Here is a 20,911-nt window from a genome sequence, read left to right on the forward strand (position 1 = left end):
CCTTTCGGTGACAGGGTTTTTTTCGATCCGGCCGGACCGGCCGTCGAACGTCAGTTGTTGCCGTTCGCCGAATCGTCGCCGATCGTCGCGCGCACGCGCTGACGCAGGTCTTCCGGCTTCATCGGGAACTCCGATTCGAGCCGGCGCGCGCCGGTGAAACGCTTTTCCCAGTAGCCGCTATCGAGATCGTCGACGCGGATGGTGCTGCCCGTCGACGGCGAGTGCACGAACTTGTTGTCGCCGATGTAGATGCCGACGTGCGAGAACGTACGGCGCATCGTGTTGAAGAACACGAGGTCGCCCGGCTTGAGGTTGCTCATGCTCACCTTCTCGCCGACGCGACTCATCTCTTCCGCGCGACGCGGCAGCGACATGCCGAGCGTGTCCTGGAACACGTAGCGCACGAAGCCGCTGCAGTCGAGGCCCGAATCCGGCGAGTTGCCGCCCCAGCGATAACGCACGCCGATCATGTTCAGCGCGCCGACGACCACGTCGCCCGCCTTGCCGGCCATGCCCGCAAGGAACGACTTCGCGCCGCCGCTCGACGACGGCTGGGCGCTGGTCTGCTGGAGGGAGGAATTCGACGCGTTCTGAGTCGAATTCGTGACATTCTGGTTAAAACTGCTGACTTCGTCGGCGAACGCGCCGGGTGCTGCTGCGAACAGGGCGCCGATGAACAGCCCGGCGACGGTGCGCGCGCATGCCTGGGTCAGGGATCGATGCTGCATTGGTCGATGGAATTTGCTTAAAAATCAGCTGATTGGCGGAAAATTTCGGTCGATACTAGCCAGCGCGTAATCGTTTGTCAAAACAAATTAATAAATACAATCGAGATAGTCAGACCATTGGCCGCCTATCACGCTTTCCAGACCGCTTTCAACAGCTTTTGTGTGTAAGGATGTGACGGTCTGGTGAAGATGTCGGCCACCTCCCCCGACTCGACGACGGCCCCGTCCTGCATCACCGCGACGCGGTGCGCCATCGCCCCGATCACCTCCAGGTCATGGCTGATGAAGACATAGCCGAGGTTGTATTTCTGTTGCAAATTCGCGAGCAGTTTCAGCACCTGCTGCTGGATCGACACGTCGAGCGCGGACGTCGGTTCATCGAGGATCAGGATGCGCGGCTCCAGCACCAGCGCGCGCGCAATCGCGATCCGCTGCCGCTGCCCGCCCGAGAATTCATGTGGATAGCGGTGCAGCACCGTGCGGTCGAGGCCGACTTCGCGCAGCACCGCGAGCGACTTCTCGCGCCGCGCATCGGGTGTCATGTCCGGGCGATGCAGCTCGAGCCCCTCGCCGACGATCCGCTCGATCGTGTGACGCGGCGAAAGCGAACTGAACGGATCCTGAAAGACGACCTGCATGTTCGAGCGCAGCGCGGTCTGTTCGCGGCCGCGATAGGTCGACAGCGCGCGGCCCTGGAATTCGATCGTGCCGCCGGCCGTCTTCTGCAGGCCGAGCAGCGCCATCGCGAGCGTCGACTTCCCCGATCCCGATTCGCCGACGATGCCGAGCGTTTCGCCCTGCCGCACCGACACCGACACGTCCGCGACGGCCGTCACCGGCACCGAGCCGAACCAGCCCGCGATGCCCGGCCGCTTGCGCGCGAACTGCACGCTCACGTGCTGCGCGTCGAGCACGACGGGCGCGATCGGCATCACCGGGGTGACCGCGCGTTGCGGCCGGCTGTTCAGGAGCCGCTGCGTGTACGGGTGCTCGGGTTCCGCGAAGATTCGCTCGACGGGCCCGCTCTCGACGAGCCGGCCGTGCTCCATCACCGCGACGCGATCCGCGAAGTGCCGCACGAGATTCAGGTCGTGCGTGATCAGCAGGATCGCCATCCCGCGCTTTTCCGCTTCCTCGCGCTGCAGTTCCAGCAGCAGATCGACGATCTGCGCGCGGATCGTCACGTCGAGCGCGGTGGTCGGCTCGTCGGCCAGCAACAGGCGCGGCCGGCAGGCGAGCGCCATCGCGATCATCGCGCGCTGGCGCTGGCCGCCCGACAACTGGTGCGGATAGCTGTCGACGCGCTTCTCCGGCTCGGCGATGCCCGTGCGTGCAAGCAACGCGATCGCGCGCTTGCGCGCCTCGACCGCCGAGACGCCGTCGTGCAGCACGATCGTCTCGCCGATCTGCACGCCGATCGTATACAGCGGGTTGAGCGCGGTCATCGGCTCCTGGAAGATCATCGCGATGTCCGAGCCGCGCAGCCCGCGCATCTCGCGCTCGCTCTTGGCCATCAGGTCCTGCCCCGCGAAACGGATCGTGCCGCTCACGTCGGCGTCCCGCAGCAGCCGCAGGATCGACAGCGCGGTCACGCTCTTGCCCGACCCCGACTCGCCGACCAGCGCGACGCGCTCGCCGCGGCCGATCGCGAGCGTCACGTCGTCCACCGCGACCGTGTCGCCGAAGCGCACATGCAGATGCTCGAGCGCCAGCAGCGGCTCGCGCTGCGTCGATACGACCGGTTCGCTCATCGCTGGCCTCCCGCCGCGCGCACCGAATCGGCGATCCGCGTGTCGAGTGCATTGCGCAGCGCATCGCCCATGAAGGTCAGCAGCAGCAGCGTCGCAACCAGCACGCCGAAGGTCGACAGCGAGATCCACCAGGCGTCGAGGTTGCCCTTGCCCTGCGCGAGCAGCTCGCCGAGGCTCGGGGTCGGCGGCGGCACGCCGAGCCCGAGGAAATCGAGGCTCGTGAGCGCGAGGATCGAGCCGCTCATCCGGAACGGCAGGAACGTGATCACCGGCGTGAGACTGTTCGGCAGCACGTGGCGCCAGATGATCTGCCAGTTCGTGAGGCCCATCGCGCGCGCCGCGCGCACGTAGTCCTGCGTGCGGTTGCGCAGGAATTCCGCGCGCACGTAGTCGGCGAGCCCGATCCAGCCGAACAGCGACAGCAGCACGATCAGCAGCAGGAAGCTCGGCTCGAAGATCGACGCGAAGATGATCAGCAGGTACAGCTCCGGCAGCGAGCTCCAGATCTCGATCAGCCGCTGCCCGACGATGTCGATGCGCCCGCCGAAGAAGCCCTGCACGGCGCCCGCGGCGATGCCGAGCAGCGTGCCGATCACGGTCAGGATCAGCCCGAACTCGACCGACACGCGGAATCCGTACACGAGCCGCGCGAGCAGGTCGCGCCCCTGCGCGTCGGTGCCGAGCCAGTTCGCGCGCGACGGCGGCGCGGGGTTCGGCACGTTCGAGAAGTAGTTCAGCGTGTCGTAGTAGTAGCGGTTCGGCGGGTAGACGACGAAGTTGCCGGGCGCCTCGAGCCGCTTGCGTACATACGGATCGAGATAGTCGGCCGGCGTCGGGAAATCGCCGCCGAAGGTCGTCTCCGGATACGCGTGGAACAGCGGGAAATAGTACTGGCCGTCGTAATGCACAACGAGCGGCTTGTCGTTCGACCACAGCGGCGCCGCGACGCTCACGGCGAACGCCACGAAAAAGATCACGAAGCTCCAGTAGCCGAGGCGCTGCTGCCGGAAGCGCTGCCATACGCGGCGCGCGGGCGACGGCGACACGCGGGCGCGCGCCGCGTCGATGCGGGAAGACACGACGGCCCGGTTCATCGCGCACCTCGCCCGGTGACGCCGGGCATGCAGACGGACGGTTTCATGTCAGCGCTCCAGGGTGTCGAATTGAATGCGCGGATCGACCCACACATAGCAGAGATCGGAGATCAGCTTGGTCGCGAGCCCGATCAGCGTGAACAGGTACAGCGTGCCGAGGACGACCGGATAGTCGCGCCGCACGACCGATTCGTACGACAGCAGCCCGAGGCCGTCGAGCGAGAACAACGTCTCGATCAGCAGGCTGCCGGTGAAGAACGCGCCGATGAACGCGGCCGGAAAGCCGACGATCAGCGGCAGCATCGCATTGCGGAACACGTGCCTCCACAGCACGTTGCGCTCGGAGAGCCCCTTCGCGCGCGCAGTCAGCACGTATTGCCGGCGGATCTGGTCGAGGAACGCGTTCTTCGTCAGCATCGTGACGACCGCGAAGCTGCCGACGACCGATGCGGTGATCGGCAGTGCGATGTGCCACAGGTAGTCGAGCACCTTGCCGACGAGCGACAGCTGCGCGAAGTTGTCCGACGTGAGGCCGCGCAGCGGAAAGAGCTGCCAGAACGAGCCGCCGCCGAACAGCACGAGCAGCAGCACGCCGAGCACGAAGCCCGGAATCGCATAGCCGACGAGCACGACGAGGCTCGTCGCGACGTCGAACGGCGAGCCGTTGCGCACGGCCTTCGCGATGCCGAGCGGCACCGAGATCAGGTACGTGAGGAAGAACGTCCACAGCCCGATGCTGATCGACACGGGCATCTTCTGCACGACCAGCGACCACACGCTCTGGTGGCGGAAATAACTGTCGCCGAGATCGAAGCGCGCGAAGCGCTTGAGCATCAGCCAGTAGCGTTCGAGCGGCGGCTTGTCGAAACCGTACAGCGCCTTGAGCTGCGCGAGCTGCTGCGCGTCGACGCCGGTGTGCGCACGCATCCCGAACGGCACGGCGCCCTGCTCCGTCGCGCCCTTGCGCAATTCCTGCACGGCTTGTTCGACCGGGCCGCCCGGCACGAACTGGATCACCGCGAACGTGAGGGTCAGCACGCCGATGAGCGTCGGAATCATCAGCAGCAGGCGTTTGAGGATGTAGCTCCACATAGGGCGTCGACTCGCGATCGGTAGGCGGGATTGAACGTTGGGGCGGCGTGGTTCAGTGATCGGGCTTCGCCCACCAGGTCGACACGACCCAGCCCTCGGCCGAATAGTACAGCGGCAGCGTCTGCGGATAGGCGAGCGTGCGCTTGTACGCGACCCGGTGCGTCGTGCTGTACCACTGCGGGACCGCGTAGTAGCCGTGCATCAGCACACGGTCGAGCGCGTGCGTCGCGTCGAGCAGGTCTTCGCGTGTCTGTGCGGTGCCGAGCGCGTGCAGCAGCGCATCGACGGCCGGCGACTTCAGCCCGATGAAGTTGTCGGAGCCCGGCTCGTCGGCGAACTTGCTCGCGTAGCGCGAGTACTGCTCGGCACCCGGCACCTGCACGCCCGGCAGGCGGATCGTCGTCATGTCGTAGTCGAACGCATCGAGGCGCTTTTGCAGGAGCGCGTAATCGGCCGTGCGAAAACGTGCGTCGATGCCGAGCTTCGCCAGATTGCGCTGGTACGCCGCCACGATCCCTTCCATCGACGCGCCGGAATCGTCGAGGATCTCGAACGTGAACGGCTCGCCCTTCGCGTTGCGCAACGCGCCGTCTCGATAGGTCCAGCCGGCCTGCGCGAGCAGCGCACGCGCCTTCAGCAGGTTCGCGCGCAGCGAACCCGGCGGATTCGTGTTCGGCTGCGTGACCACCGGGCCGAACACGGCCGGGTCGAGCTGCGCGCGCAGCGGCTCCAGCAGCTTCAGCTCGCCGGGGCCGGGCGTGCCGGTCGCCTGCAGGTCGGTGTCGGCGAAGTAGCTGTTCATACGCGTGTAGGCGCTGTAGAACAGCTGGCGGTTCAGCCATTCGAAGTCGAACGCGAGGTCGAGCGCCTGGCGCACGCGCACGTCGTGGAACAGCGGCCGGCGCAGGTTCATGAAGAAGCCCTGCATGCCGGCGCCGTTATGCTGGCGGAATTCACGCTTGACGAGCTCGCCGCTGTCGAAGCGCTTGCCGACGTCGCGGCGCGTCCAGTTGCGCGCGATGTACTCGACGAGCACGTCGTATTCGCCGGCCTTGAACGCCTCGAGCCGCGCGACGCCGTCGCCATACAGCTTGTAGACGATCCGCTCGAAGTTGTTGGTGCCCACCCGCACCGGCAGGTCGGCGCCCCAGTACGCCGGGTTGCGCCGGTAAGTGATCGTCCGGCCGTTGTCGTAATGGTCGATCAGGTACGGGCCGCTGCCGATCGGCTGCTCGAACGCGAGCTGGTCGAACGGGATGCGCGAGCCGTCCGCGCGCAATCCCCACTTGCGCGAAAACACCGGCACGCCGCCGGCGATCAGCGGCAGTTCGCGGTTCGCGCTGCGGAACTCGAAGCGCACCGTGGCCGGATCGACGACCACGGCCTTCGCGATCTCCGCGAAATACGCGCCGAACTGCGGCGCGGCCTGCTTGCTCTTCAGCGTGTCGAACGAGAACTTGACGTCGTCGGCGGTGACGCGGTCGCCGTTCGAGAAGCGCGCGCGCGGATTCAGGTGGAACGTGACCGAGCGGCGGTCCGGCGCGACGTCGATGTCGTCGGCGAGCAGCCCGTACGCGGACGCCGGCTCGTCGGAGCTGCCGGTCGCGAGGCTCTCGAACAGCATGTCGATGCCCGGCGCGGGGTTGCCGCGCATCGTGAACGGGTTGAACTTGTCGAACGACGTCAGCCGGTTCGGGTTCGCGAGCACCAGCGTGCCGCCCTTCGGCGCGTCGGGGTTGACGTAGTCGAAATGCTTGAAGCCCGGCGGATACTTCGGCTCGCCGTACTGCGCAATGGCGTAGGCCGCGTGCGCAGCGCTCGCGGCCAGCACCGCTTGCAGCACGAACACCGCAGCCGCGCAGCCGGCAGTTCGTACCGCACGGCGGACGCGCGCGGCGGCGGCCCGGGGCGAACCCTTCGTCATAGAGGCCCTGTCGGTCGAATGAGGGGAGTAACGAGGGACGATTCTACCCATTCAAGCCGGCGAGCCAAAAGAAAACCGCCACGCGGGCGGTTTCTTCACGGGCGGATCGGAGGCGCGCATCAGGCGGCCGCGCCCTGCCGATCAGCGCCAGCCGTTGTGGCGGCCGTTGTCCCAGTGGCCACGATCGCCACGATCGCCCCAGCCGCGGCCGTGATGGCGGTACCACTCGTCGCGGCCCCAGTAGCGACGGCCGTCCCAGTAGCGGTCGCCGTGCCAGCCGATCACGATGGCCGGCCCCGGAGCGTAGACAGGTGCCGGCGCATAGACCGGCGCAGGCTGATAGACGACCGGCGGCGGAGGCGGCGGCGCATACACGGGTGCGGGCGCGACGTAGACCGGCGCCGGAACGCCGAGATTGATCCCGACATTGACTCCCGCCATTGCTGCGCCCGACACGAGCAAGGCCGTCATACCGGTCATGAGCGAGGCAACACGCAAGGTCTTCATGGATTCCTCTTCTGGTTGTTTCATGTGTGATTCGACTATAACGGCAAGCGCCGTCTCCGCATATTTCCACTTTGTAAGAACTGATGCGCGGCATCGCAACGGAAAGCCTGCGCTAACGTCTTGTAACAATCGACGCCCGCCCCGCCCCCTCGCGCCCCGTTCCTAAAACATCTTTCATCCTGCCCCGCGCCCCGCGTTAAGCGGCGCCACGCACACTGCGCGAGCCGAACCGGGCTCCCGCCGCGCTTCGGCACTTCGCTGACAGGCCGGCGCCCCGCGCCGGCGGAGACCTCGCCGATGCTGAAACTCGTCCGACTCGCGCTTGCGCGCCCCTATACGTTCATCGTCCTCGCGCTGCTGATCCTGATCGCGGGGCCGCTCGCGGCGCTGCGCACACCGACCGACATCTTCCCCGACATCCGGATTCCGGTCATCAGCGTGGTGTGGAACTACGCGGGCCTGCAGCCGGCCGACATGGCCGGACGCATCGTCACCTACTACGAGCGCACGCTCGGCACGACGGTCAACGACGTTGCGCACATCGAGTCGCAGTCGTTCCGCAGCTTCGGGATCGTCAAGATCTTCTTCCAGCCGAGCGTCGACATTCGCACCGCGACCGCGCAGGTCACGTCGATCTCGCAGACGGTGCTCAAGCAGATGCCGCCGGGCACCACGCCGCCGCAGATCCTCAACTACAACGCATCGACCGTGCCCGTGCTGCAGCTGGCGCTGACGAGCGACACGCTGAACGAACAGCAGCTCGGCGACTATGCGACCAACGTGATCCGGCCTCAGCTGCTGTCCGTCGCGGGGGTCGCGATTCCGTCGCCGTACGGCGGCAAGGTACGCCAGGTGCAGATCGACCTCGATCCGCAGGCGCTGCAGGCGAAGGGGCTGTCCGCGCAAGATGTCGCAACCGCGCTGGCGCAGCAGAACCAGATCATCCCGGCCGGCACGCAGAAGATCGGCGGCTTCGAATACAACATCCGGCTCAACGACAGCCCGCTGACCATCGACCAGATCAATGCGCTGCCGATCCGGAGCGTGAACGGCGCGGTGATCTTCATGCGCGACGTCGCGCACGTACGCGACGGTTATCCGCCGCAGGGCAACATCGTGCGCGTCGACGGCCGTCGCGCGGTGCTGATGAGCGTGCTCAAAAGCGGCTCGGCATCGACGCTCGACATCATCGCGGGCGTCAAGGCGCAATTGCCGCGCATCGAGGCGACCCTGCCGCCGTCGCTCCGGCTCGTCGTGATGGGCGACCAGTCCGTGTTCGTCAAGGGCGCCGTCAGCGGCGTGGCGCGCGAAGGCCTGATCGCCGCCGCGCTCACGTCCGCGATGATCCTGCTGTTTCTCGGCAGCTGGCGCTCGACGCTGATCATCGCCGCATCCATCCCGCTCGCGGTGCTGGCCGCGATCGCGGCGCTCGCCGCCGCGGGCGAGACGCTCAACGTGATGACCCTCGGCGGGCTCGCGCTCGCGGTCGGCATTCTCGTCGACGATGCCACCGTCACGATCGAGAACGTGAACTGGCACCTCGAACAGGGCAAGGCGGTACGCGATGCGATCCTGGACGGCGCGTCGCAGATCGTCGCGCCGGCCTTCGTGTCGCTGTTGTGCATCTGCATCGTGTTCGTGCCGATGCTGCTGCTCGACGGCGTGGCCCGCTTCCTGTTCGTGCCGATGGCCGAAGCCGTGATCTTCGCGATGATCGCGTCGTTCGTGCTGTCGCGCACGTTCGTGCCGATGATGGCCCGCTACCTGTTGAAACCGCATGCTCCGCATCCGGCGGCCGCGCTCGCGCCGCATGGCGCGCCGTTCCCGCCGCCACGCGCCCGCAATCCGCTCGTCGCCTTCCAGCAGGGGTTCGAACGCCGCTTCGCGGCATTGCGCGCCGGCTACCGGGTCGTGCTCGGTCTCGCACTCGTCCACCGTGCGCGCTTCGTCGCGCTGTTCCTCGCCGCGGTGGCCCTGTCGTTCGTGCTGGTGCCATGGCTCGGCCGCAATTTCTTCCCGTCGGTCGACGCGGGCGAAATCGCGATCCACGTGCGCGCACCGATCGGCACGCGCATCGAGGAAACGGCCGCGCTGTTCGACCACGTCGAGCAGACGGTGCGCGGCATCGTGCCGCCGCACGCGATCGCGAGCATCGTCGACAACATGGGACTGCCGAACAGCGGGATCAACCTCACGTACAGCAACAGCGGCACGATCGGCCCGCAGGACGGCGACATCCTCGTGTCGCTCACGGGCGATCACGCGCCGACGGCCGACTACGTCAAACAGTTGCGTACGGTGCTGCCGCGCACGTTTCCCGGCGTGACGTTCTCGTTCCTGCCCGCCGACATCGTGAGCCAGATCCTCAACTTCGGCGCGCCCGCGCCGATCGACGTACAGGTGACCGGCCCCGACCTTGCCGGCAACCGCGCCTATGCCACCGATCTGCTGCGGCGCATCCGCAGCGTGCCGGGGGTTGCCGACGCACGCGTGCAGCAGGCGTCGACCTATCCGCAGTTCACGGTATCGGTCGACCGCACGCGTGCCGCGCAACTCGGCATCACCGAGCAGGACGTCACCAATGCCGTGGTCGCCAGCCTGTCGGGCACGAGCCAGGTGTCGCCCACCTACTGGCTCGATCCGCACAACGGCGTGTCGTATCCGATCGTCGCGCAGACGCCCCAGTACCGGATGACATCGCTGTCGGACCTGCGCGCGCTGCCCGTCACGGGCCGCTCGGGCGCGCCGCAACTGCTCGGCGGGCTCGCGACGATCGTGCGCGGACAGACCGACGCGGTCGTGTCGCACTACGACATCGCACCGCTGTACGACATCTTCGCGACGACGCAGGATCGCGATCTCGGTGCGGTCAGCGCCGACATCGAACGCGTGCTGCACGCGAGCGCGGCCGGCTTGCCCAAGGGGTCGCGCGTGACCGTGCGCGGCCAGGTACAGACGATGAACGGCGCATTCGGCGGGCTGCTCGCGGGCCTCGCCGGCGCGGTCCTGCTGATCTACCTGCTGATCGTCGTCAACTTCCATTCGTGGCGCGACGCATTCGTGATCGTGAGCGGCCTGCCCGCGGCACTCGCCGGCATCGTCTGGATGCTGTTCGTCACGCGCACGCCGCTGTCGGTGCCGGCCTTGACGGGCGCGATCCTGTGCATGGGGGTCGCGACCGCGAACAGCATCCTCGTCGTGACCTTCGCGCGCGAACGGCTCGCGCACACCGCCGACGCGGCCGTCGCCGCGCTCGAGGCCGGCTTCACGCGCTTTCGGCCCGTGATGATGACCGCGCTCGCGATGATCATCGGCATGGCGCCGATGGCCCTCGGTCTCGGCGACGGCGGGGAGCAGAACGCGCCGCTCGGCCGCGCGGTCATCGGCGGCCTGCTGTGCGCGACCGTCGCGACGCTCGTGTTCGTGCCCGTCGTGTTCAGCCTCGTCCACCGGCGCGATCGCGCGCCCCGTTCCGAATCCCTGCCCCTCACTCCGGGAGAACAGCATGTCCACTGAATTCGACGTCAGCCCCCCTGGCACGCCGCGCTATCTGAAACCGCTGGCGATCGCGGGCGCCGTGGCCGCACTCGCCGTCGCGGCAGCCGGCCTCGTCGCCCGCCTGCACGATGCGCACGCGGTCGCCGCCTGGACCGCGCAACAGGCGATCCCGACCGTCGCGACGGTTGCGCCGCAGCCGGCCGCGGCCGATGCGCTGGTGCTGCCCGGCCGGCTCGACGCGTACGTCGACGCACCGATCTACGCGCGCGTGCCCGGCTACCTGCACGCGTGGTACGCCGACATCGGCGCGCATGTGAAAGCCGGCCAGTTGCTCGCATCGATCGACACGCCCGATCTCGACCAGCAGTTGCAGCAGGCACGCGCCGACCTGCAGAGCGCGACCGCGAACGAACGGCTTGCGGCCGTCACGGCCGCCCGCTGGGCCGAGATGCTCGCGCAGGATTCCGTCTCGCAGCAGGAGGCCGACGAGAAACGCAGCGACCTCGACGCGAAACGCGCGGCCGTCGCGGCGAGCACCGCCAACGTCCGGCGGCTCGAAGCGCTCGAATCGTTCAAGCGGCTCACCGCACCGTTCGACGGCATCGTGACGGCCCGCAAGACCGATGTCGGTGCACTGATCGACGCCGGCAGCGGCAACGGCGCCGAGCTCTTCACCGTCTCGGATGCGCGTCGGCTGCGGCTGTACGTCCACGTTCCGCAAGACGACGCGGCCGCGATCCGCGCGGGCATGCGCGTCGCGCTGACCGTGCCCGAGCGCCCGGGCATGACGTTCGACGCGACGCTCGCGGATTCCGCCCAATCGATCGACCCGGCTTCCGGCACGCTGCTCGCGCAGTTCTCGATCGCCAACCCGGCAGGCACGCTGTTCCCCGGTGAATACGCGCAGGTGCGGATCGCAATGCCCGGCGCCGCGCATGCGCTGTCGATTCCGGCAAGCACGCTGATCTTCCGCCACGACGGGTTGCAGGTCGCCGTACTCGATGCAACCGGGCATGCGCAACTGCGCAACGTCTCGATCGCGACCGATCTCGGCACGCGCGTCGAGATCGCATCGGGGCTCGCGGCTGGCGACCGCGTGATCGACAATCCACCCGATTCGCTCGCGAATGGCGACCCCGTGCGTATCGCCCGCGCCGCGGCGACGGAGCGTGCGCATGGCTGACCGTCTGCTCGCTGTATGGCTGGGCAGCATCGCGCTGCTCGCCGGCTGCTCGTTGGCGCCGAGCTATCGCGCGCCAGCCGTTCCGGTACCGGCCGCGTTTCGCGAAACGGGTGCGTGGGTCGATGCCGTACCGGCCGATCGCCTGCCGCGCGACGGCTGGTGGCGCGTGTACGGCGACGCGACGCTCGACCGGCTCGAACCGCTCGTCGTGCGCGCGAATCCCGACCTGGCCGCCGCCGTCGCAAGGCACGATGAAGCCGCCGCGCTGTTCGACGACGCGCATGCGGCATTGCTGCCGACCGTGGGTATCGATGCCGAAACCGACCGCGACCGTCAGTCCGCGCGCCGGCCGCTGCGCGGCAGCGGCCAGCCGGATACCTATGAGTCGAACACGCTCGAAGCGGGGTTCGGCTACGACGTCGATCTGTGGGGCAAGGTCCGCAACGCGGTCGCGGCCGGCCGCGACGACGCGCAGGCGGCCGACGACGATCTCGCGTCGGTCCGGCTCAGCCTGCAGGCCGGCGTCGCCAGCACCTACTTCGACCTCGCGGGGCTCGACCGTGAAGCGGACACGCTCGCGCGAACGATCGACACGTACCGCCGTGCGTGGCAACTGACGGTCAGCCGCCATCACGGCGGCCTCGCATCGGGGCTCGACGTATCGCGTGCGCAAACGCAACTCGCGCTCGCCCAGGCGCGTGCGTCCGACATCGCCGCGCGTCGCGCGCTCGACGAGCATGCGATCGCGGCACTCGTCGGGGAGTCCGCGTCGACGTTCTCGCTGCCGCCCGTTGCGGCGCTGCCGGGCGTGCCGTCGATTCCGACGGGACTCGCATCGACCCTGCTCGAACGCAGGCCGGACGTCGCCGCCGCCGAACGCCGCGTCGCGGCAGCGAACGCGCGGATCGGCGTCGCACGCGCCGCCTATTTTCCCGACCTGTCGCTCGGCCTCGACGCCGGGTTCCAGAGCGATACGTTTTCCCCATGGCTCGCCGCGCCCAACGAGATCTGGTCGATCGGGCCGCGTCTCGCGATGACGCTGTTCGACGGGGGCCGGCGTGCCGCCGGCGTACGCCATGCGCGCGCGCAGTTCGACGAACAGGGCGCGCGCTATCGCGCAGTCGTGCTGCAGGCGTTCCGGGAAGTCGAGGACGATCTTGCGCAGTTGCACCGCCTCGGCGACGAATCGGACCAGGCCGACGCGGCGCTCGTCGCGGCGCGGCATTCGCTTGCGCTCGCGATGTCACGCTATCGCGACGGCGCGGTCAGCTATCTCGACGTGGTCACCGCACAGACGACCGAACTCGATACGCAGATCGCGGCGCTCGACGTCGACGCCCGACGCCTGCAGGCATCCGTCGGGCTCGTTCGCGCGCTCGGCGGCGGCTGGCACGACGCGCGTTCATGAACGTTTCTTCATCGGCGCGCCCGATGCCTGCACGGGCGCACCCGATAACGTCGATCCTGCCGGCATCGTCATCGCGGCACCGGCCACTGTCACTTGAAAAGGATCACGCCATGAAGACCTTGATGTTCGCCACCCTGCTCTCCGCCCTGTGTGTCGCGCTGCCCGGCCGGGCCAGCGCAACGCCGCCCGGCACCGCGACTGCGACGCAGACGTACGCCGCGAACGCTTCCGCACCGTTGACGTCGCAACCGTCATGGAACGCGCGGCCGGCCACGCCGCTGACACGCGCGCAGGTTTATCGCGAACTCGTCCGCGCCGAACGCGATGGCCAGCTCGCACAGCTCAACCGCGAACTCTATTCGCACTGACTACACGCAATCGAACGTGCCGCGCGACGCGCGGCATGCGCACCGTCCGCCGGCGCGGCGCAATACCGCGACATCACCCGCCCGCGTCGAACCTGAATCCGAATCGCGCGACCGTTTCGATGCGCGCGGAAAACGCGTGTGCGGCCAGCTTGCGCCGCAACCGCACGACCAGCGCATTGACCGTCTCGGGTTCGACGTCGGCATCGCCCCATGCATAACGCAGCACGGCATCGCGCCCGACCGGTCGCCCCGCTTCGCGCAGCAGGCATTCGACGAGACGAAATTCGCGCATGCTGAGCGCCAGCCTCCGGCCCTGCTCCTCGAGTGCGCGCGTGGCCACGTCGAGCCTGACCGACTCGCGCATCGCGATGACGCCCTTGCGGCGCCACAGCGCGCGCAACCGCTCGTGCAGCTCCACGAACGAACAGGGATGGGCAAGACACACGTCGCAGCCGGCCAGCAACATCCGCGCGCGCTGCGCAGGAGTCGTGCCGGCGACGATCGCGGCAATCGTCGCATCGCCCGCCGATGCGGCGAGTCGCGGCAATGCCTCGAGCATCGCCGGGCCGGCAGCCGGGTCGGGCGCAACGATCACGATGGCATCGAACCGGTCCTGGGTCGCCACGAAGCAGCCGTCGCGCCATCCGTCGACGCGCTCGACGCCATGCGTGCTCTCGCGAAATGCCTTGTCGAGCCGCGCCGCCTCCGGGTTCGGCGGGGAAATCAGCAGGATGCGCATCGATCGTTCCCCGACGCCGTCATGCGAGCGAACGCGGCCAGCACTCGACCGTGATCGCCGTACCGGCCAGCGGTGCATCGCCGATCTGCAGCGCAAAGCCGTGCACGCGCATCACCGCCGAGACGACGCTCAGCCCAAGCCCAGAACCGCTCACATGACGCGTGCGCTCGCCCCGATAGAAACGCTCGAGCACCGCGTCGCGCTCATCGGGCGGGATGCCGGGCCCGGTGTCCTCGATCCGCACGAGCGGGCCGTTCGGCGTTGAATGGAGCGCGACGCGCACTCGGCCGCCCGGCGGCGTGAACTTGATCGCGTTGTCCGCGAGATTGCTGAACGCCTCGAACAGCAGCGCACGGTCGCCATGAATGCGGTCGACCGAAGTTGCCGCGAGTTCGAACGACACGTCGACGGCTTCGGCCAGCGGCTCGTAGAGCTCGCAAACGTCGCACAGCAAGGCCGTGACGTCGACCGCGGCGAAGCCGCCACGGCGGCTCAGCGTGCCGATCTCGGAGATGCGCAGCATCGCGCGAAAGCGCTCGAGCAAGCGGTCGGTCTCGTCGCGCGCCGACGCCAGCAATGCCGACGACGCGGGATCATCCGCGCAAAACGGCTGCTCCGCGAGCCGGGCCAGCATCGTGTGCACCCGCGCGAGCGGCGTGCGCAGATCGTGCGCGATGCCGTCGCAGGTATGACGCACCTCGCCCATCAATCGCTCGACTTCGTCGAGCATGTGGTTCACGAGATGCGCGAGCAGGTCGAGTTCGTCGTAGCGTCCGACCGGCAGCCGCTTGCCGAGATCGCCCTCGGCGATCTGCCGCGTGACGCGCCGGATCGCGGCGACGCGGCGCATCTGCCGCATGCCGAGCATGCTGCCGCCCGCGATGCCCGCGATCAGGATCATCACGCCGCCGATCACGAGCCCGCGGATCGCGACATCGCGGATCTGGATGAAATGCGACAGGTCGCGCGCGACGACCAGCGTCATCCCGTTGTCGCGGCGTACCGCCATCGCGCGCGTGATCGGTGCGGGCTGGCCGTCGAGCGGCGCAAGCGTGCGGTTCAGCGTGCGTCCGTGGCGATCCGTGCGCAGCGCGGGCGGCGTCGCGATGTCCCCGGCGACGCGGCGCCCGTTCGCGTCGAACAGCCCGTAGAAACTGGTATGCATGTGCTCGTGCTCGAGCCGCCGGTGAATCGCGAGCTGCAGCTCGGCATCGGGAATCGAATCGAAATAGATCAGCTGCCATGCGAGCACCTCGTCGGTGTCGCGCGCCATCGTGTGCGTCGCGGCCACGCTGATCACGCCCGCGAGCACGAGCAGCGAAACCGAGAAAATCGCCGCATACGCGCACAGCCACCGAAACGTCGTCGTGTGCCAGCGGCGCGAGAAGTTCGCCGCGCGAGCCGCATCCATCCGGGCCTCCGTCATGCGAGCATGTAGCCCGAGCCGCGCACCGTCTGGATCATCGGGGTCACGCCGGGCGGATCGATCTTCTTGCGCAACCGGCCCATGTGGACGTCGATCAGGTTGGTGCCAGGATCGAAGTGATACCCCCATACGGTCTCGAACAGCATCGTGCGCGTGATCGTCTGCCCCGCATTGCGCATCATGAATTCGAGCACGCGGAACTCGGTCGGCAGCAGCGGAATCTCGTCAGCCCCGCGACGCGCGCAGCGCGAAATGAGGTCGAGCTCGAGCGCACCGACCTTCAACAACGTCTGCTGCGGGACGCCCGACGCCTGCCGGCGACGCAGCAGCACCTCGATGCGGGCACTCAGCTCGCCGGAATCGAACGGCTTCGTCAGGTAATCGTCGCCGCCCGCGCGCAAGCCTCGGATGCGCTCGTCGACATCACCGAGCGCGCTGAGCATCAGCACCGGTGTATCGATGCCGACCGTGCGCATCGCCGTCAGGATCGCGAGGCCGTCCGCGCCCGGCAGCATCCGGTCGAGCGTGATCGCGTCGTACGATGCGCTCATCGCGCGCAGCATGCCTTCGCGGCCGTTGTCGATCCAGTCGACCTCGAACCCGCGCGCGGTCAGCTCGCCGACGATTTCGTTCGCGGTCACCGCATCATCCTCGACCGTCAGTACTCGCATGGTTGCCCTCGCAATGAACATCATGACGGGCGCACGCGATGCGCCCGCGACTATCGTAGCCGCCCCGATCGCCGTCCGGCGTTACATGAAAAATGCTTCATCCGGTGCGGTGGCACACGGGTGAAACATGTTTCATCCGCGCGTCGCCCGCCCCGTCGTGCACGCCGCCTACGCTGACGTCATGCGGCATCGGGCCGCGCAACCAGGAGCTTCCGGATGAAACTGTCGACTACCGTCGCCTGCATGCTGCTCGCATGCGCCAGCACCGCCGCGTTCGCGGCGCCGCACCTGACACCGCAGGAATGCAACGCGTATCCGTTCGTCCACACCGGTCACGACGTCACGCATGCGGACCTCGTGCGCGAGCTGACCGAACTCGAACAGGTCGGCTACGAGCCGGCGCATGCGAGCCCGTATTACCCCGACGATCTCGACGGCGCGAAGGATCGGCTCGCCGCCGAGTACCGTGCCGACTGCACGCATGCGCTGACGGCCGATGCGGGTGCACGGCACTGATCCCGCTGCCCGGCGCAACGCGGCCGGGAATAAACGAAAAAAGGCGGCACTCGCGTGCCGCCTTCTTTTCATGAACGCGCATGGATATTGCCCGCTGCGCAGCGATGCCGCTCAGCGCGACATCATGTTCATGCTGACATTGTGCATCACCCACAGCGTGCCGACGATCAGGATCGCCGCGGTCAACACCGTATAGCTGAACGCCATCACGTTCCAGCGCTGGCCCGACGAGCCGTTCATGTGCAGGAAGTACACGAGGTGCACGACGATCTGCACGAACGCGAGCACGGCAAGCGCGATCAGCGACGCGTGCGGCGACAGCACGCCGCCCATCACGAGGCCGAACGACGCGGCCGTGAGCAGCACCGACAGGATGAAACCGGCGACGTAGCCGCCGACACTGCCGTGCCCTTCTTCGAGTTGAGACGAATGCGAATGGGCCATTTAGATCACGCTCGCGAGATAGACAAAGGAAAACACGCAGATCCACACGATGTCGAGGAAGTGCCAGAAGAGGCTCAGGCACGTCAGGCGTCGCAGGTCGCGATCGGTCAGGTCGCCGCCGCGGAACACGATCTGCCCGGCGAGCACGATCATCCACAGCAGGCCGGCCGTCACGTGCAGCCCGTGCGTGCCGACCAGCGTGAAGAACGCCGACAGGAACGCGCTGCGCTGCGGGCCGGCGCCCTCCGCGATCAGGTGCGAGAACTCGCGCAGTTCCATCACGAGAAACGCCGCGCCGAGCACGAACGTCACCGCGAGCCACGCGAGCAGCGCGCCACGCCGCTGCTTGTATGCAGCGAGCATCGCGAAACCGTACGTGATGCTCGACAGCAGCAGCGCGGCGGTTTCCACCGCGACGCCCGGGATATCGAACAGGTCTTTCGCGGTCGGCCCGCCCGCATACTGCTGGCCGAGCACCGCGAACGTCGCGAACAGCGCTGCGAAGATCACGCAGTCGGTCATCAGGTACAGCCAGAACCCGAACACCGAATGCGACGGCGGATGGTCGTCGTGCTCGAGCAGGGTTGCGCTCAAGGTTTTCTGCAACATCAGTTGGCCTCCAGTTCCACGTCGTCGACGCGCGCAGCCACGCGCTTCGTCGGCTGCTTGTCTTCGATCTTCCGCACCGTCGACGCGGGGATGTAATAGCCGTCGTTGTCGCGCGAGCTGTAGATCACGAGCGTCGCGACGATCCCGACGAGCCCGCCGATCGCCATCCACCAGATGTGCCACACCAGCGCGAAGCCGAGCACCAGGCTGAAGATCGCGACGACGAGGCCCGCGCAGGTATTCGACGGCATGTGGATGTCGCTAATCGCTGCCGGGTTCGGCCGGCCTTCGCCGTGCGCCTTCATGTCCGCATATGCGTCAAGCGTGCGCACTTGCGGGATCACGGCGAAGTTGTAGTCGGCCGGCGGCGACGAGGTCGCCCACTCCAGCGTGCGGCCGCCCCACGGATCGCCCGTCGTGTCGCGGTACTCGGGCAGGTTGCGGTTGCGGATGCTGACCACCAGTTGCAGCAGCTGGCATGCAATGCCGATCGCGATCAGCACGGCGCCGAACGCGGCGACCAGCAGCCACGGATGCCAGGCCGGGTTGTCGTAATGGTTGATCCGGCGCGTCATGCCCATGAAGCCGAGCACGTAAAGCGGCACGAACGCAACGTAGAAACCGATCTGCCAGAACCAGAACGCCGCCTTGCCAAGCTTCTCGTTCAGCTTGAAGCCGAACGCCTTCGGGAACCAGTAGTTGAAGCCCGCGAGGTAGCCGAACAGCACGCCGCCGATGATCACGTTGTGGAAGTGCGCGATCAGGAACAGGCTGTTGTGCAGCACGAAGTCCGCGCCGGGGATCGCCATCATCACGCCGGTCATGCCGCCGAGCGTGAACGTGACCATGAAGCCGATCGTCCACAGCACGGGCGTCGTGAATTCGATCCGGCCGCGGTACATCGTGAACAGCCAGTTGAACACCTTCACGCCGGTCGGGATCGCGATGATCATCGTCATGATGCCGAAGAACGCGTTCACGTTCGCACCCGAGCCCATCGTGAAGAAGTGGTGCAGCCACACGAGGAACGACAGCACCATGATCGCGCAGGTCGCGTACACCATCGTCTTGTAGCCGAACAGCGGCTTCCTCGCGAACGTCGAGATGACTTCCGAGAAAATGCCGAACGCCGGCAGGATCAGGATGTACACCTCGGGGTGACCCCATGCCCAGATCAGGTTCAGGTACAGCATCGCGTTGCCGCCGGCTTCGTTCGTGAAGAAGTGCATGCCGAGGTAACGGTCGAGGCCGAGCAGCGCGAGCGTCGCGGTCAGGATCGGGAACGACGCCATGATCAGCACGTTCGTGCAGAGCGCGGTCCACGTGAACACCGGCATCTTCATCAACGTCATGCCCGGCGCGCGCATCTTGATGATCGTCACGAAGAAGTTCACGCCGGTCAGCAGCGTGCCGACGCCGGAGATCTGCAGCGCCCACAGGTAGTAGTCGACCCCTACCCCCGGACTGAACTGCAGCTCCGACAGCGGCGGATACGCGAGCCAGCCCGTCTGGGCGAATTCGCCGATCACGAGCGAGATGTTGATCAGGATCGCGCTGACGGCCGTCATCCAGAACGACAGCGAGTTGATGAACGGGAATGCGACGTCGCGCGCGCCGATCTGCAGCGGCACGATCAGGTTCATCAGGCCGACCATGAACACCATCGCCATGAAGAAGATCATGATCACGCCGTGTGCCGTGAAGACCTGGTCATAGTGATGCGGCGGCAGGTAGCCGGGCCCGTTGTACGAGAGCGCGAGCTGCATGCGCATCATGATCGCGTCCGCGAAGCCGCGCAGCAGCATGATCAGCGCGACGATGATGTACATCACGCCGAGTTTCTTGTGGTCGACCGTGGTCAGCCATTGCGTCCACAGCCATTTCCACCGGCCGGTGATCGTCAGCGCGGCGAGGATGCCCAGCACGACCAGCCCCATGAAGGCACCGGCCCCCATGATGATGGGCTGATCGAACGGGATCGCCGAGAGTGTGAGTTTGCCGAACATGCGTTACCCCTTCGTGCCGCAGGCGGCGTCCTTCAGGTCGAGGACGTGGCCATCGTTGTATTTCGCGATGATGTTGTGGAAGAGCCGCGGATCGACCGACGAGAAGTAACGCACGGGCGCCTTCTCGCTCGGCTGCGCGACGGTGCCGTACACGGTCGCGTCGAGCCGGTCCGGCGACGCCTTCACCTTCTGCACCCATGCATCGAACTGTTCGCGCGGCTCGGCGAGCGTGCGGAACTTCATGTCGGAGAAGCCGCGGCCGCTGAAGTTGGCGGACGTGCCCGCATAGTTGCCGGGCTCGTCGGCGATCAGGTGCAGGCGCGTCTGCATGCCGGCCATCGCGTACACCTGGCCACCGAGCTGCGGGATGAAGAACGAGTTCATCACCGAATCCGATGTGATGCGGAAGTTCACCGGCGTGCCGACGGGAATCGCGAGCTGGTTCACCGACGCGATGCCGAGTTCCGGATAGATGAACAGCCACTTCCAGTCAAGCGCGACGACCTCGACGTCGATCGGCTTCACCGACGACTCGAGCGGCTTGTAAGGGTCGAGCTCGTGCGTGGTCTTCCACGTGAGCACGCCGAGGAACAGGATGATCAGCGTCGGCACCGTCCAGATCACGACCTCGATCGCGGTCGAGTGCGACCAGTTCGGCGCGTAGGTGGCGTTGCGGTTCGACGCGCGGTAACGCCACGCGAACCACAGCGTGAGCAGGATCACCGGCACGACGACGATCAGCATCGCCCAGGTGGACGTCGCGATCAGCGCCTTTTCGGCAGCGCCCACGCTTCCTTTCGGATTTAGTACATCTAAATTACAGCCTGACAGGCTCAAAGCCGCGCCGATCGACATCAGCGCCACTCCGCCTTTTGAAGCTTTTCTTTTCATCACACAGCCCGAGGGTCATTGAATCCGTTTGCGTATGCCCGATGCGCATTCGATCC

Annotated in this window: 18 protein-coding genes; 5 read left to right on the top strand and 13 right to left on the bottom strand. The window is 67.1% G+C overall.

All coding sequences use genetic code 11. From position 1 onward, the window contains the following. Positions 1 to 50: 50 nt before the first annotated feature. The 6 genes from LXE91_RS16670 to LXE91_RS16695 all read right to left on the bottom strand — a co-directional run bounded on the left by LXE91_RS16670 (position 51) and on the right by LXE91_RS16695 (position 7,096). A complete protein-coding gene (locus tag LXE91_RS16670; protein WP_039342609.1) occupies positions 51 to 728 on the bottom strand; it encodes a C40 family peptidase in 678 nt (225 codons plus the stop codon). Between the two features lie 128 nt (positions 729 to 856). Continuing rightward, positions 857 to 2,479, bottom strand: a complete 1,623-nt coding sequence (locus LXE91_RS16675) for an ABC transporter ATP-binding protein (protein WP_039342605.1) — start codon at positions 2,477 to 2,479, stop codon at positions 857 to 859. Then, complete coding sequence (locus LXE91_RS16680; protein WP_039342602.1) at positions 2,476 to 3,573, bottom strand: ABC transporter permease; 1,098 nt, start codon at positions 3,571 to 3,573, stop codon at positions 2,476 to 2,478. Before LXE91_RS16680 ends, LXE91_RS16675 begins: the two co-directional genes overlap by 4 nt. 48 nt (positions 3,574 to 3,621) lie before the next feature. Next, complete coding sequence (locus LXE91_RS16685) at positions 3,622 to 4,665, bottom strand: microcin C ABC transporter permease YejB (RefSeq protein WP_039342598.1); 1,044 nt, start codon at positions 4,663 to 4,665, stop codon at positions 3,622 to 3,624. Between the two features lie 52 nt (positions 4,666 to 4,717). Then, positions 4,718 to 6,589, bottom strand: a complete 1,872-nt coding sequence (locus tag LXE91_RS16690) for an extracellular solute-binding protein (protein ID WP_039342595.1) — start codon at positions 6,587 to 6,589, stop codon at positions 4,718 to 4,720. A 141-nt stretch (positions 6,590 to 6,730) separates the two neighbouring features. Then, on the bottom strand, positions 6,731 to 7,096 hold the full coding sequence (locus LXE91_RS16695) for a hypothetical protein (protein WP_039342592.1): 366 nt from the start codon (positions 7,094 to 7,096) through the stop codon (positions 6,731 to 6,733). A gap of 297 nt (positions 7,097 to 7,393) precedes the next feature. Between LXE91_RS16695 and LXE91_RS16700 the strand changes: the two genes are divergently transcribed. The 4 genes from LXE91_RS16700 to LXE91_RS16715 all read left to right on the top strand — a co-directional run bounded on the left by LXE91_RS16700 (position 7,394) and on the right by LXE91_RS16715 (position 13,553). Further along, a complete protein-coding gene (locus tag LXE91_RS16700; protein WP_039342589.1) occupies positions 7,394 to 10,612 on the top strand; it encodes an efflux RND transporter permease subunit in 3,219 nt (1,072 codons plus the stop codon). Then, on the top strand, positions 10,602 to 11,777 hold the full coding sequence (locus tag LXE91_RS16705) for an efflux RND transporter periplasmic adaptor subunit (RefSeq protein WP_039342585.1): 1,176 nt from the start codon (positions 10,602 to 10,604) through the stop codon (positions 11,775 to 11,777). The genes LXE91_RS16700 and LXE91_RS16705 overlap by 11 nt, the downstream gene beginning before the upstream one ends. Then, a complete protein-coding gene (locus LXE91_RS16710; protein ID WP_039342583.1) occupies positions 11,770 to 13,185 on the top strand; it encodes an efflux transporter outer membrane subunit in 1,416 nt (471 codons plus the stop codon). The genes LXE91_RS16705 and LXE91_RS16710 overlap by 8 nt, the downstream gene beginning before the upstream one ends. A 110-nt stretch (positions 13,186 to 13,295) precedes the next feature. Next, positions 13,296 to 13,553, top strand: coding sequence for a DUF4148 domain-containing protein (locus tag LXE91_RS16715; RefSeq protein ID WP_039342580.1), 258 nt, complete (start codon positions 13,296 to 13,298; stop codon positions 13,551 to 13,553). A 73-nt stretch (positions 13,554 to 13,626) separates the two neighbouring features. On the opposite strand, the gene LXE91_RS16720 is transcribed toward LXE91_RS16715, so the two are convergent. Genes LXE91_RS16720 through LXE91_RS16730 form a run of 3 tightly spaced genes read right to left on the bottom strand, consistent with a single transcriptional unit; the run spans position 13,627 to position 16,389 of the window. Further along, positions 13,627 to 14,292 (bottom strand): response regulator transcription factor, encoded by a 666-nt coding sequence (locus tag LXE91_RS16720; RefSeq protein WP_039342577.1) that lies wholly within the window; start codon positions 14,290 to 14,292, stop codon positions 13,627 to 13,629. Positions 14,293 to 14,311: 19 nt separating this feature from the next. Further along, positions 14,312 to 15,703: a sensor histidine kinase gene (locus tag LXE91_RS16725; RefSeq protein WP_039342575.1), complete on the bottom strand. Its 1,392-nt coding sequence runs from the start codon at positions 15,701 to 15,703 to the stop codon at positions 14,312 to 14,314. 11 nt (positions 15,704 to 15,714) lie between these two features. Then, positions 15,715 to 16,389: a response regulator transcription factor gene (locus LXE91_RS16730; RefSeq protein ID WP_039342574.1), complete on the bottom strand. Its 675-nt coding sequence runs from the start codon at positions 16,387 to 16,389 to the stop codon at positions 15,715 to 15,717. Positions 16,390 to 16,605: 216 nt separating this feature from the next. Between LXE91_RS16730 and LXE91_RS16735 the strand changes: the two genes are divergently transcribed. Beyond that, positions 16,606 to 16,905: a DUF4148 domain-containing protein gene (locus LXE91_RS16735; protein ID WP_039342572.1), complete on the top strand. Its 300-nt coding sequence runs from the start codon at positions 16,606 to 16,608 to the stop codon at positions 16,903 to 16,905. Between the two features lie 111 nt (positions 16,906 to 17,016). On the opposite strand, the gene cyoD is transcribed toward LXE91_RS16735, so the two are convergent. Genes cyoD through cyoA form a run of 4 tightly spaced genes read right to left on the bottom strand, consistent with a single transcriptional unit; the run spans position 17,017 to position 20,855 of the window. Beyond that, on the bottom strand, positions 17,017 to 17,349 hold the full coding sequence (gene cyoD, locus LXE91_RS16740; RefSeq protein WP_011352504.1) for a cytochrome o ubiquinol oxidase subunit IV: 333 nt from the start codon (positions 17,347 to 17,349) through the stop codon (positions 17,017 to 17,019). Further along, positions 17,350 to 17,958, bottom strand: coding sequence for a cytochrome o ubiquinol oxidase subunit III (cyoC, locus tag LXE91_RS16745; protein WP_021162482.1), 609 nt, complete (start codon positions 17,956 to 17,958; stop codon positions 17,350 to 17,352). It lies immediately after the preceding gene. Further along, entirely contained in the window at positions 17,958 to 19,964 is a 2,007-nt protein-coding gene (gene cyoB / locus LXE91_RS16750) for a cytochrome o ubiquinol oxidase subunit I (RefSeq protein ID WP_039342569.1), read from the bottom strand. Before cyoB ends, cyoC begins: the two co-directional genes overlap by 1 nt. Before the next feature lie 3 nt (positions 19,965 to 19,967). Then, positions 19,968 to 20,855, bottom strand: coding sequence for a ubiquinol oxidase subunit II (gene cyoA / locus LXE91_RS16755; protein ID WP_039342567.1), 888 nt, complete (start codon positions 20,853 to 20,855; stop codon positions 19,968 to 19,970). Positions 20,856 to 20,911: the final 56 nt, after the last annotated feature.

The sequence above is a fragment of the Burkholderia contaminans genome (genome assembly GCF_029633825.1).
In the GTDB taxonomy this organism is placed as follows: Bacteria; Pseudomonadota; Gammaproteobacteria; order Burkholderiales; family Burkholderiaceae; genus Burkholderia; species Burkholderia contaminans.